Genomic DNA, 12,410 nt, shown 5'->3' on the forward strand with positions numbered 1-12,410 from the left:
CTTGCGCAGGCGTGCGCGCCTTGGATAATGACGCTTGGCCGGGGCGATGGCGTCGCTCCACCTCATGGCCCCTCCGCCCTGAACGCCGGGGCATGTCTTGTACAAGGAGGGTCGGCCGATGGAGCGCCCCCAGTTCTTCCGATTTCACAATGGCGAAAAGGCCCCGCTGCCGTTCACTCTGGCCGAGTATGACAGCCGTCTGATGGGCCTGCGGTCGATCATGGATGCGCATGGTCTGGACGCGGTCGTCCTGACCTCGATGCACAATATCGCCTATTACTCCGGCTTCCTCTACTGCGCCTTCGGGCGGCCATATGGCCTTGTCGTGACGGCCTCGGACGCGGTGGTCATCAGCGCGGGCATCGACGCGGGCCAGCCGTGGCGGCGCTGTGCCTGTGATGCGATCACCTACACCGATTGGGAGCGTGACAATTACTGGCGCGCGGTGGCCCATGTGGCGGGCACCGGGCGGCGCATCGGCATCGAAGAGGATCACATGACGCTGGCGCAATGCGAAAAGCTGCGCCATCTGCTGCGGCCGCAATCCACGCTCGATATCGCGCCGCAGACGATGCGCCAGCGCATGGTGAAATCCGAAGCGGAACGCGAATTGATCCGTGCGGGCGCCAAGGTGGCCGATGTCGGTGGCTACGCCATCCGTGATGCCATCCGCGAAGGTGCGCGCGAGATCGACGTGGCCATGGCGGGCCGCGACGCGATGGAGGCCGAGATCGCCGCGCGCTTCCCCGATGCCGAGTACCGCGACACATGGGTCTGGTTCCAGTCCGGCATCAACACAGATGGCGCGCATAACCCGGTGACAGCGCGCAAGCTGGCGCGCGGCGATATCCTGTCGCTGAATACCTTCCCGATGATTTCGGGCTACTACACCGCGTTGGAACGCACCCTTTTCGTGGGCGAGGTCGATGACGCCTCGCTCGCCTATTGGCAGGCGAATGTCGGCGCGCACGAGTTGGGCATGAGCCTGATCAAGCCGGGCGCGACCTGTGCCGGGATCACCCACGCGATCAACGATTTCTTTGCCGAACGTGACATGCTGCAATATCGCAGCTTCGGCTATGGCCATTCCTTTGGCGTGCTGTCGCATTACTATGGCCGCGAAGCGGGGCTGGAACTGCGCGAAGACATCGACACCGTGCTGGAACCCGGCATGGTCATCTCGATGGAGCCGATGCTGACCATCCCCGAGGGGCAGCCGGGCGCGGGCGGCTACCGCGAGCATGACATCCTGATCGTGACCGCAGACGGCGCCGAGGACATCACCGGTTTCCCTTATGGCCCGGACCACAACGTGATCTGATCGGGCCCTGGCGCTCGCGGGGCAGGGCGGCGCGCCCACGCTTGCGATCCATGCCCCGTGCCGTCATGAAACTGACATGTGGCCGTAACGTCACCGTCATGGCCATGCGCCAAAGGAAGCGGGTGCAATTCTGCGACAACCCCTGGGGGATCCGTATGACCACCCGCTTTCTGACGCTGACCTCGGCGCTGGCCCTGACGGCCGGCCCGGCCTTCGCGCAAGACATGAACTTCAACCGCATCGCCTCGTTCCGCGTGGCTGACAACATGCCGGCGGCGGACGAATCCTCGGCCGAGATCATTTCCGCCACGGCGGATGGCATGACGCTGGTCTATACCGACAGCCCCGCGGGCGTGGTCGGGTTCATCGACATCACCGACCCGGCCAATCCCGCCGCCGCCGGTGTGATCGAGCTGGAGGGCGAGCCGACCTCGGTCGCCGTGATGGGCCAGATCGCCTACCTGGGCGAGAACACCTCGGCGGATTACGTCAACACGTCCGGCGTGCTGCACGCGATCGACGTCGACAGCCGCGAGGTCCTGGCCACCTGTGATCTGGGCGGCCAGCCCGACAGCGTCGCCGTCGCCCCCGACGGCAGCTTTGTCACCGTCGCCATCGAGAACGAGCGCGACGAGGATCTGGGCGATGGCCGCACCGGTCAGATGCCCGCCGGTTTCGTCGCCATCGTCGAGACCGCCGAGGATGGGCTGGTTTGCGACAGCCTGATCATGGCTGACGTCACGGGACTGGCCGAGGTGTCGCCCGAAGACCCCGAGCCGGAATTCGTGGCGATCAACGCCGAGAACGAGATCGTCGTGACGATGCAGGAGAACAACCACATGGTTGTCCTGAATGCGGCGGGAGAGGTGCTGAGCCATTTCTCTGCCGGTGAGGTCACGCTCGAAGGTGCCGACACCGAGGAAGAGGGCGCGCTGGTCTTCGACCAGACCATCACCGTGCCGCGCGAGCCGGATTCGGTCGCCTGGATCGACGCAGATCATTTCGCCACCGCCAATGAGGGCGACATGGATGGCGGCAGCCGCGGCTGGACGATCTTTCACCAGGACGGCACCGTGGTTTACGAAAGCGGCCTCGATTTCGAACGCGCGATCATTGAGATCGGCCACTACCCCGAGGGGCGCTCGGCGAACAAAGGTGTCGAGCCCGAGTCGATCACGGTGGACACGTTCGGCGGCACGCCGATGGTCTTCGTCGGCTCGGAACGTGGCTCGGTCGTGGGCGTCTATGACGTGACCGACCCCGCCGCGCCCGTGCTGATGCAGCTGCTGCCCTCGGGCATCGGGCCGGAAGGCTATGTAACCATCCCCGAGCGCAACCTCCTGGTCTCGGCCAACGAAACCGACGATGCCGGCCCCCGCGCCCATGTCATGTTGTTCGAATACCAGGAAGCGCCCGCGGTCTACCCGCACCTGACCAGTGCCGGCATGGACGAGTTGACCGGCTGGGGTGCGATCTCGGGTCAGGTCATGGCCGAGGATGGCACGATCTACGCCGTCTCCGACAGCTTCTACGGGATGCAGCCGACGATCTTCCACATCGATGTCAGCCAAACCCCGGCCCGCATCGTCAATGCCATCCGCGTCACGCGCGAAGGCCAGCCTGCCCAACTGCTGGACATGGAAGGCATCACGCTGGACGCCGAGGGTGGTTTCTGGATCGCCTCGGAAGGGCGCAGCGACCGTTTGGTGCCGCACGCGATCTACCACGTGGGTGCCGATGGCGCGATCGAGGACTACATCACGTTGCCCGACGCTTTGCTGGCCGTCGAACGCCGCTTCGGCTTCGAGGGGATCACCCGCGTCGATGACATGCTCTATATCGCGGTGCAGCGCGAATGGCGCGACGACCCGGACAACCACGCCAAGGTTCTGGGCTACAACCTGGAGACCGAGGACTGGTCGGTCATCCACTACCCGCTGACCGATCCCGACACCGGTTGGGTCGGCCTGTCGGAGATCGTGGCGCATGGCGATTTCGTCTACTTCATCGAGCGCGACAACCAGCTTGATACCCGCGCGGTGACCAAGATCATCACCCGCGTGCACTTGTCGGCACTGGACGGCATGGTTGCGCTGGGCGAAACCCCCGCCGTGCTGGAACCGGACCTGGTGGTCGACCTGCTGCCTTATCTGACGTCGACGGGCGGTTATGTCCTCGACAAGGTCGAGGGTCTGGCCATCGCGCCCGACGGCACGATGTGGATCTCGACCGACAATGACGGGGTCGACGACCATTCGGGCGAGACGATGTTCTTCGCCATCCCGCCGATGTAATTCCCCAAAGTCATTTCATGACGATCCGGCCCCCGCCCCGGCGGGGGCCTTTTTCGTCGGGTTGTCAGGGGGAGCGTTGTCCTCGAGGAAAACGGGACGGAAAACTCGAGTTTTCCGGCTGTCACCCGGTTTGCACGGTGCGAGCAATCTCCTCGGCCAGACGGTCATAAACCAGCCGCACACGGCGGGAATTGTGGACCTCGCGATGGGCGACCAGCCAGACGGGGAACCGCACCAGCGGGTCGGTGCCGGGCAGCACGCGCACGAACTCCGACTCGGCATCGCCCAGCCAGGCCGGTGCCGCGATCATGCCGACCCCAGCCTGCGCCAGTGCCCATTGCACGTGGTGATCCTCGGTCAGGACGGGGAAATTGTCAGGCGTCAGGCTGTACCCCTGCTCGCCCAGAAGGCGCAGATAGGTATCGGTCGCGTCATAGCCGATGAAGGGCGCATCCCTCAGGTCCGCCGGGTTTTGCACCGGCCCCAGCCGCGCGATCAGGTCGGCGGATGCGTAAAGCCACGCCTCGTCATGGGTGATTAGGCGCGCGGTCAGGTCGGGCTGGGTGGGGCGCACATGGCGAATGGCGATATCGGCCTCGCGCCGCATCAGGTCGCGTACGGCGTTCGAGGCGATGACGGTGATGCGTAGCCCCGGCGCATCGTCCCGCAGACGGGCGATCACCGGCGGCAGGATATGCGCGGCATAAAGATCCGAAGCGGTGACCGTCACCTCGCCTGCGATCTCGTCCGACTGTCCGCTGGCCGCCAGCGACAGGGCGTTGGCCGCCGCGCCCATCGCGCGCACATGATCGATCAGTTTCAGCCCGGCCTCGGTCAGGTCCATCCGCTTGCCCGCGCGGGTGAACAGCGTCACGCCAAGCTCCTCTTCGAACGCCGCCACCTGCCGTCCCAGCGTGGGCTGGGTCAGGCCAAGGGCGCGGGCGGCGGCCGACAATGATCCCTCCTCGGCCGTGACGAGGAACGCGCGCGCGCGGGTCCAGTCGAAGGTGATGCTCCGCCAATCCATGCATAAACGCATAACATGAATGCCATATTCGTCAATTTATTCAATTTTGGCGCATGAATATATCCACCTCCAAGGCAGACGGAGATTTTGAAAGGAGGCCGATCATGAAAGCGGCAGTTTACAAGACCTACGGCCCGGCCGATGTGGTCCATATCACCGACATCGCACGCCCAGACCCAAAGGCCGGCGACATTCTGGTACGCGTCGGCGCGGCAGGGGTGACGACGGCGGATTGGCGGCTGCGCGCGGCGGCCTTTCCCGGCCTGATCAGCAAACTGGCGGGGCGGATGATGTTCGGCCTGTTCGCACCGCGCAACGCGGTGCTCGGCTCGGATTATGCCGGCGAGGTCGTTGCGGTGGGCACGGGCGTGACCGGGTTTCGGCCGGGCGACCGTGTCTTTGGCTTCGCCTGGGGCGGGGCGCATGCCGAGTACATCGCCGTAAAGGCCGAGGGTGCGGTCCTTGCCACCCCCGCCGGGTTGACCGACACGCAGGCGGCGGCGATCCCCTTCGGCGCGCAGGCGGCGCTGGAATTCCTCGACCGTTTCGCGCAGGTCAAACCGGGCGAGCGGGTGCTGATCGTCGGTGCCTCGGGCGGTGTCGGGGCGTATGCGGTGCAGATCGCCAAGGCGCTGGGGGCGCATGTGACGGGTGTGGCGAGTGGCGCAAACCGCGCGCTAGTCGAGGGGTTGGGGGCGGATGCCTTCGTCGATTACCGCAAGAGCGATCCGGCGGCGCTGACCGGCCCCTTCGACGTGGTGCTGGAAACGATCGGCGTCATGGAGTACCGAACCGCGGCCCCGATGCTGGCCGATGGCGGGCGGTTTGTTCCGCTGAATTTCGGGCTTGGCGACGTTTTGGCCGCGCGCAAGGCGAGGCGCAGTGGGCACACCCTGATCCTGAAGGTGAATGGTGACAGCAAGGCCGGTCTGAAACGCCTGTCGGACATGATCGAGGCGGGGCGCCTGCGTCCGGTGATCGACCGCGTCTATCCCTTCGATCAGATCCACGCCGCCTATGCCCATGTCGAAAGCCGCCGGCGCAAGGGCGCGGTGGTGCTGAAACTGCCCGAGGCAGAGGACATCGTACAGGCGGCCTGAACATGAAAAGCCCAGCACAGGCCGGGCTTTTCGGCGACAGTCACGCGGCGGTCACTCGACCCAGCGCACGCCGGTCAGATCGTTGGCCTGCGTGGGCGAGTTCTCCCACAAGCCTTCGATATCGGCATTCGCCACGCCCGTCTTGGCCAGCTGGAACAGATAGCCGTTGACGAAATCCGCGGCGATCATCTGCTGGGCCTGCTGGTTCAACGCGGTCCGCGCGGCGGGGTCCGAGGTCGTCGCCAGCTCTTCCATCAACGCCTGGAAGGCGTCGTTGTCGTATTGGAAGTAATACTCGGGATTTGCGTAGATGTTGATGTCGGCGGGTTCGGTATGGCTGACGATGGTCAGGTCGAAATCATAGCCACGGAACACCTGTTCCAGCCACTGCGCCCATTCCAGGTTGGTGATCTCGGTCTCGATCCCGACCTCGCGCAGTTGCGCCGCGATGATCTCGCCGCCGCGCCGCGCATAGGACGGCGGCGGCAGCATCAACCGCAGGGTCAGATCGGTGGCCCCGGCCTCCTCCAGCAGGGCGCGGGCGGCGTCGGGGTCGTAGGCCGAATTGGCGGTCAGATCGACATAGTCGGGATTGTGCGGCGCGAAATGCGTGCCGATGGGCGTGCCATAGCCGAACATCGCCCCATCGATGATATCCTGACGGTTGATCGCGTGGCTGATCGCCTGCCGCACCCGGATGTCATCCAGCGGCGGTTGAGCGTTGTTCATGGCAAGGATCGTTTCGCCCTCGGTCGAACCGACGATGACCGAAAACCGCGGATCTGCCTCGAAACTCGACAGCGTTTCGGGCGCGGGGAAGTTCGGGAAGGCATCGACATCGCCCGCCATCATCGCGGCGAAAGCGGCGTTGGGGTCCGAGACGAAACGGAAGGTCGCGTCTTCGAGCGCTGGGGCATCGCCCCAATAGGCGTCATAGCGCGTCAGCTCTACCCGGTCGCCCTGCGCCCATTCCACGAACCGAAACGGGCCGGTGCCGATGGGGTTGGTCGCGTTGGTCTCGGCGCTGTCGGGCGACACGATCACCGCATCCCCCCAGGCCATATCGAACAGAAACGCCCCGTCCGGCCCATCCAGCGTAACCTCGACGGTCGTGTCATCCACGGCCTCGACCAGGACGATGTTGGCGAAAAGCGACGGCTGCGCGTTGGTCGATCCCTCGGCACGCGCGCGATCCAGGCTGAAGACGACATCATAGGCCGTCATCGCCGAACCGTCGTGAAAGGTCACGCCCTCGCGCAGGGTGAAGGTGTAGGTCGTGCCATCCTCGGAGATCTCCCAGCTTTCGGCGAGGCCGGACACGATCGACCCGTCCGAAGCAAAGCGCGTCAGCCCTTCGAACACATTGGCATAGACCACCTCGTCGATGGCGGCGGCCGCCCCGCCCGTGGGGTCGAGATTTGGCGGCTCCAGAACCATCCCGATGGTAATGTCGGTCTGTTGTGCAAGCGCGGTGCCTGCCGTCAGCGCAAGGATCGCGGCGCCGGTGCGAAGCGAACGGATCATGATGTGCGTCTCTCCCTATGGTGGCACGTCGCCGCATATTGGCGCGGCAGAGTGCAAAAATCTTGGGGAAAATGCATGTTTTCGCGGCGGCGCACAGCATTGCAATTGTCGCATTCCTGTCGTGCGGTGACTCGCGCGGCGGAAAATGCGTTAACCTTTGGGCAGGGCTATCACGATTCGGGGGACAGATGAGCGTGCCGAATTCCGAGGACATCCTGGCCGTCGCCAAGGAAAACGTCGCCGCCTTCATCCGCGATCAGACCAGCGCCCGCGCGCTGTCGCCGATGATCCGCCACCTCAATGACGATCTGCTCAGCGGCGATCAGGCCGCACGCGAGATGGCGGCCCGCGCGCTGGCGCATCTGGGCTTTGTCGAACGCGCCTGAGGCGTCAGCCCAGCAACTCCTTCAATGTCAGCGCCATGACCGCTGCCGCATCGACCATATCGTCGATGCCGACCCATTCGTCCGGCTGGTGGGCCAGGTCCAGGATGCCCGGCCCGTAGGCGATGCAGTTCTGCAACTTGCCGATACGATCGATGTGTTTCTGATCGTATGTGCCCGGAGACACGACGAAATCGGCCTGCCGATGCAGCACGCGGGCGATGGCCTCTTCGACCGTGCGCACCACGGGCGCGTCGCGGTCGGTCATCGTCGGCTGCACCTCGAACAGGTCGCGAATCTCGTAGGAAAACCCGGGCCGTTTGGCGCGCACGCGCTCCAGCAGGGTCGTCATCTCGGCCTTCACCTCGGCGATGTCCTCTTCGATCAGGAAACGCCGGTCGATGGTGATGCGGCAACGGTCGGGCACGCAAGGGGCGGGCAGGCCGGTATAGTCGGGGTCCTGCTCGGGCTCGCCGCCATGGATGGCGTTGATGTTCAGGGTCGAATGCCGCGCGCCCTCGGGCACCACCGGCATCTCGGTGGTTTTGCCCATCAACGAGGGGGAACAGCGTCGCCTCCATCTCGGCCAGAACGGCCCCCATATGGCGCACCGCGCAATCGCCGAGAAAGGGCATCGAGCCATGGGCGATTCGGCCATGGGTCTCGATCTCGGCCCACCAGACGCCGCGATGCCCCAGGCAGATGCGATCCTTGTTCAGCGGTTCGGGGATGATGACATGCTGAACGCGGTCCGGGGCGAAATAGCCCCGTTCTGCCAGATAGGCGACACCGCCATACCCCCCCGATTCCTCGTCTGCCGTGGCGCTGATCTCGATCGCGCCGGCAAAATCGGGCTGGGTCGCGACAAAGGCTTCGGCCGCGATCACCGCGCTCGCGAGGCCGCCTTTCATGTCGCAGGCGCCGCGCCCGTAGACGCGCCCGTCCTTCACCTCGCCGCCAAAGGGGTCGACCGTCCAGCCATGGCCGACCTCGACCACATCGTGGTGGCCGTTGAAATGCACGCAATCGCCGGGCCGCGCGCCCTCGATCCGCGCCACAAGGTTCCAGCGCGGATGGCGGTCGCTATCGGCCGGTGCCCCCTTGGCGCGGATCATCTCGCAGGCGAACCCGCGCGCGGACAGATACGCCGCCAGATAATCGCAGATCTCGCGATAGCAGCGGCCCGGCGGGTTCAGCGTGGGAATACGGATCAGGTCGCGGGTCAACGCGACCAGGTCGGCCTTGCGCGCGGTGACCGCATCGAGAAAGGGCGTGTCGGCTGTCATGGCCCCACACTGCGCCCGCATGACGCGACCGGCAAGCCCTGCCATTCACCGACCGGATGGCTTATATCTTGGGTAACGCCAATGAAGGGACCCGTGGCTGATGCTGAATCTGGGCCGATTGTCGATCTTCCTGCTCGTCGGGCTGACGGTCGTCTACATAAGCCTCTATTTCTACTTTCGCGCCGGCGCGAAAATGCAGCTGGAAGAGGATTGGGTGATGGAAGGGCGACCGGGCGACCGCGCCGAATGGGTTGCCGAACGCCTGGAGCCGCGCGCCGCGAGCCTGCGGAAATGGCTTGTGTTTCTGGTATATGTTCTGCCCCTGTCGGGGCTGACACTGACCGTGTATCTGACCAACTGAAGGATCGCTTCCCATGCATTGGCCCCGGATCATCTTCCTGTCGCTGCTGGCCCTTTTCCTCGGGGCATTCCTCCACTACACGCTGCCCCAACGCGATATCGTCCGGGTCACGGATACCGAGATCATTCGAACCGATTTCTCGGGTCTGAACCGCATCTTCTATGCGCAAGGCGACAGCGGCGGTGCAAATCCCGATAGCCGGGACTTGCGCCTGATCAATACGATCGCGCCGAATGGCGATGTGCGCGTGTATCGCAACGAGGATACCGGCTTCGGCTGGCCCCCCTATTTCAAGCTCGATTCGGCCGACCTGCAGGCCGAGGCCGCCAGCCTGTCCTCGGCCGCGGACAACCCCACCTGGGTGGCGGTCACCCATTACGGGTGGCGGTCGCGCCTGCTGACAACCTATCCCAACGCGGTCGGCATGGAACAGGTGGACGGGCCCGACACCGCCTTGTTCCCATGGCTCAACATCGTGATCCTGCTGGCCATGGCGCTGATCCTGTTCATGGCCTGGCGCATCTGGGAGCGGTTCGAAGATCGCGTGCTCGTGCCCATCGCGGATCGCAGCGCCGTGCGGTGGGCCAAGCTGAAAGACTGGGCCGCGGGCCGCGGCTGATCCCGCGACTCTCGATCTTTATCCTTCAAATATGCAAACCAGCGGCGAAAGGGGCTCGATGCCCCTTGAGCCGCTTTGCCGAGCGACGCGGCAAGGCCGCGGCGCAATCCCTGCCGCGGTCATTCGCCATAGGGCACCCAGATCGTTTTCACCTCTGTGGCCGCCTCGAGAAAGGCACGCCCCTCGCCCGCGCTGCCGCGCCAATCGGGGCTGCCCGCAGGCGCCCAGACGCGCTTGAGGTTCCCGGCCGAGGCGCTGTCGATCACCGCCTGATCCGCGGTCGAGAAATTCCACAGCGCATCGACCTCCTGATGCCCGGCCAGCGCCGTGGCGATATCCGCCGCATCGCCCGTTACGATATTGACGACGCCCCCCGGTACGTCCGACGTGTCGAGTACCTGGTACAGGTCGGTTGCGGCCAGCGGGTACGGGCCCGAGGGCACCAACACCACGCGGTTGCCCATGGCGATGGCCGGCGCGATCAGCGACACTGCCCCAAGCAGGGGTGCGTCCTCAGGCGCCAGGGCGCCGATGATCCCGACCGGCTCGCGCATGGCCATGGCCACGCCCCGGATCGGCACGGATTTCACTGCGCCATCGAATTTGTCCGCCCAGGCCGCGTAGCTGAACAGCCGCGCGATCGAGACCTCGACTTCCGCCTCGGCCTTGGCCGCGTTGATGGCGGTCAGGGCGCGGACACGCTCGGCAAACTCTTCGGCGCGGGCCGACAGGTTTTCGGCGATGTAATACAGGATCTGCGCGCGCAGATGCCCGGTGGTCTTTGACCAGCCCGCGGCGCCGCGCGCCGCCTCGACCGCGTTGCGGATATCCTTTCGGTTGCCAAGTCCGACATGGCCCAAAAGCTCTCCTCGTTTCGACCAGACGGGCCGCGAATAGCCGCTGTCGGGGCGCGCCTGTTTGCCGCCGATATACATCTTGGCGGTGCGGTCCAGGCCCGGTGCCTCGACCGTATCGGGGGCGGGAAAGGGCGCGACCGGCTTGCGCGGCATCAGCTTGGTCGTGGGTTTCAGGTAGGCCGACACCCCCTCCCACCCGCCTTCGCGGCCGAACCCGCTCTCGCGCACACCGCCAAAGGGGGCGGCCGCGTCGAACAGGTTGGTGGCGTTGACCCAGACCACGCCGGCGGCCAGTTTTGGCGCGATGTCGAGCGCGAGGTTCAGGTTCTCGCTCCAGACTGTCGCGGCCAGCCCGTAACGCGTGTTGTTGGCCAGGTCCACCGCCTCGGACGGCGTGCGGAAGGTGGTCGAGACCAACACCGGGCCAAAGATTTCCTCCTGCATCAGCGGCGCGGCGGGGCTGAGGCCGGTGATCAGCGTCGGCGGATAGAAACAGCCCGTCTCGGGCTCGCCACCTGCGCGCGATAGACCTGCCCTTCGCTATTGGCCTCCACCATGCGCGTGATCGTCTGGTGCTGGATGGGGTCCACCAGCGCGCCCACGTCGATGCATTTGTCCAGCGGGTCGCCGACGCGCAAGCGATCCATGCGGGTCTTGAGCCGCGTGTGGAAATCCTCGGCGATGCCTTCCTGCACCAGCAGGCGCGAGCCCGCGCAGCAGACCTGCCCCTGGTTGAACCAGATGGCATCGACCAGCCCCTCGATGGCGCTGTCGATGTCGGCGTCGTCGAAGACGATGTAGGGGGATTTCCCGCCCAATTCGAGCGTCAGCGACTTGCCCGATCCCGCCGTCGCCTCGCGGATGCGGCGACCCACGGCGGTCGATCCGGTAAAGGCGATCTTGGCCACGTCCGGGTGGGTGACCAGCGCCTCGCCGGTTGCGCCGTCGCCGGTGACGATATTGACTACACCCTTGGGCAACCCCGCCTCGCGGCAGATATCGGCGAACAGCAGAGCCGTCAGCGAGGTGTATTCGGCCGGTTTCAGAACCACCGTGTTCCCGGCGGCCAAAGCCGGCGCGATCTTCCACGCCAGCATCAGCAGCGGAAAGTTCCAGGGGATGATCTGACCGCAGACGCCAAGGGGCGCATGACCCGGCATCTCGCTGTCCATCAATTGCGCCAGACCGGCGTGATAGTAGAAATGACGCTGCGCCAGCGGCACGTCGATATCGCGGCTTTCGCGGATCGGCTTGCCGTTATCGAGCGATTCCAGCACCGCGAACAAGCGCGCGTGTTTTTGCAACAACCGCGCCAGGGCATAGAGGTATTTCGCCCGCGCATGCCCCGGCAGGTTCGACCATTTTGGAAATGCCTTGGACGCGGCGGCAACGGCCACCTCGACGTCATGGGCGCTGCCCTGGGTCAGTCGCGCCAACTCCTCGCCGGTTGCCGGGTTCTTCGCGGCGAACCCCTGCCCGGCATCGGTGAACGCGCCTTCTACGAAATGCCCGAAATCCGGGCCGCGCGTGGCGATCCACTCGCGCGCCTCCGCGTCGCTTTCGGGCGCGGGGCCATACTCCATCGTGTCGAAAATCTCGCGGGCGGTCATTTGCGATCCTCATCCTTTTGCCGGACAC

At 65.3% G+C, this 12,410-nt stretch carries 8 protein-coding genes and 2 pseudogenes; 6 read left to right on the forward strand and 4 right to left on the reverse strand.

The window, feature by feature from the left end; all coding sequences use genetic code 11:
- Positions 1 to 118: 118 nt before the first annotated feature.
- The gene (locus ROSELON_RS07950) at positions 119 to 1,321 is read left to right on the forward strand and encodes an aminopeptidase P family protein (RefSeq protein ID WP_025311882.1); all 1,203 of its coding nucleotides are present in this window, start codon (positions 119 to 121) and stop codon (positions 1,319 to 1,321) included.
- 155 nt (positions 1,322 to 1,476) lie between these two features.
- Complete coding sequence (locus ROSELON_RS07955; protein ID WP_025311883.1) at positions 1,477 to 3,615, forward strand: esterase-like activity of phytase family protein; 2,139 nt, start codon at positions 1,477 to 1,479, stop codon at positions 3,613 to 3,615.
- Positions 3,616 to 3,736: 121 nt separating this feature from the next.
- On the opposite strand, the gene ROSELON_RS07960 is transcribed toward ROSELON_RS07955, so the two are convergent.
- Entirely contained in the window at positions 3,737 to 4,642 is a 906-nt protein-coding gene (locus ROSELON_RS07960) for a LysR family transcriptional regulator (RefSeq protein WP_025311884.1), read from the reverse strand.
- Between the two features lie 104 nt (positions 4,643 to 4,746).
- On the opposite strand from ROSELON_RS07960, the gene ROSELON_RS07965 reads away from it, so the two are divergent.
- Positions 4,747 to 5,742, forward strand: coding sequence for an NAD(P)-dependent alcohol dehydrogenase (locus ROSELON_RS07965; protein ID WP_025311885.1), 996 nt, complete (start codon positions 4,747 to 4,749; stop codon positions 5,740 to 5,742).
- Positions 5,743 to 5,793: 51 nt separating this feature from the next.
- Here ROSELON_RS07965 and ROSELON_RS07970 read toward each other — a convergent pair whose 3' ends face one another.
- Positions 5,794 to 7,266, reverse strand: coding sequence for an ABC transporter substrate-binding protein (locus tag ROSELON_RS07970; RefSeq protein WP_025311886.1), 1,473 nt, complete (start codon positions 7,264 to 7,266; stop codon positions 5,794 to 5,796).
- 188 nt (positions 7,267 to 7,454) lie between these two features.
- Here ROSELON_RS07970 and ROSELON_RS07975 point away from each other — a divergent pair, with 188 nt between their 5' ends.
- Positions 7,455 to 7,652: a hypothetical protein gene (locus tag ROSELON_RS07975; RefSeq protein WP_025311887.1), complete on the forward strand. Its 198-nt coding sequence runs from the start codon at positions 7,455 to 7,457 to the stop codon at positions 7,650 to 7,652.
- A gap of 4 nt (positions 7,653 to 7,656) precedes the next feature.
- Here ROSELON_RS07975 and ROSELON_RS19190 read toward each other — a convergent pair.
- Positions 7,657 to 8,935 (reverse strand): annotated as a pseudogene (locus ROSELON_RS19190) (acetylornithine deacetylase/succinyl-diaminopimelate desuccinylase family protein).
- A gap of 100 nt (positions 8,936 to 9,035) precedes the next feature.
- Between ROSELON_RS19190 and ROSELON_RS07985 the strand changes: the two are divergent.
- Complete coding sequence (locus ROSELON_RS07985) at positions 9,036 to 9,296, forward strand: hypothetical protein (RefSeq protein WP_025311888.1); 261 nt, start codon at positions 9,036 to 9,038, stop codon at positions 9,294 to 9,296.
- Positions 9,297 to 9,309: 13 nt separating this feature from the next.
- The gene (locus ROSELON_RS07990; RefSeq protein WP_025311889.1) at positions 9,310 to 9,915 is read left to right on the forward strand and encodes a DUF1523 family protein; all 606 of its coding nucleotides are present in this window, start codon (positions 9,310 to 9,312) and stop codon (positions 9,913 to 9,915) included.
- A 119-nt stretch (positions 9,916 to 10,034) separates the two neighbouring features.
- Here the strand turns inward: ROSELON_RS07990 and ROSELON_RS07995 are convergent.
- Positions 10,035 to 12,382 (reverse strand): annotated as a pseudogene (locus tag ROSELON_RS07995) (aldehyde dehydrogenase family protein).
- Positions 12,383 to 12,410 lie beyond the last annotated feature (28 nt).

The organism is Roseibacterium elongatum DSM 19469 (assembly GCF_000590925.1).
Lineage (GTDB): Bacteria > Pseudomonadota > Alphaproteobacteria > Rhodobacterales > Rhodobacteraceae > Roseibacterium > Roseibacterium elongatum.

What these genes read in the sequence shown, in the direction of transcription:
- ROSELON_RS07985 (WP_025311888.1), top strand. Translation starts at nt 9,036, where the DNA reads ATGCTGAATCTGGGCCGATTGTCGATCTTCCTGCTCGTCGGGCTGACG.
- ROSELON_RS07970 (WP_025311886.1), bottom strand. Translation starts at nt 7,266, where the DNA reads ATGATCCGTTCGCTTCGCACCGGCGCCGCGATCCTTGCGCTGACGGCA.
- ROSELON_RS07965 (WP_025311885.1), top strand. Translation starts at nt 4,747, where the DNA reads ATGAAAGCGGCAGTTTACAAGACCTACGGCCCGGCCGATGTGGTCCAT.
- ROSELON_RS07960 (WP_025311884.1), bottom strand. Translation starts at nt 4,642, where the DNA reads ATGGATTGGCGGAGCATCACCTTCGACTGGACCCGCGCGCGCGCGTTC.
- ROSELON_RS07950 (WP_025311882.1), top strand. Translation starts at nt 119, where the DNA reads ATGGAGCGCCCCCAGTTCTTCCGATTTCACAATGGCGAAAAGGCCCCG.
- ROSELON_RS07975 (WP_025311887.1), top strand. Translation starts at nt 7,455, where the DNA reads ATGAGCGTGCCGAATTCCGAGGACATCCTGGCCGTCGCCAAGGAAAAC.
- ROSELON_RS07955 (WP_025311883.1), top strand. Translation starts at nt 1,477, where the DNA reads ATGACCACCCGCTTTCTGACGCTGACCTCGGCGCTGGCCCTGACGGCC.
- ROSELON_RS07990 (WP_025311889.1), top strand. Translation starts at nt 9,310, where the DNA reads ATGCATTGGCCCCGGATCATCTTCCTGTCGCTGCTGGCCCTTTTCCTC.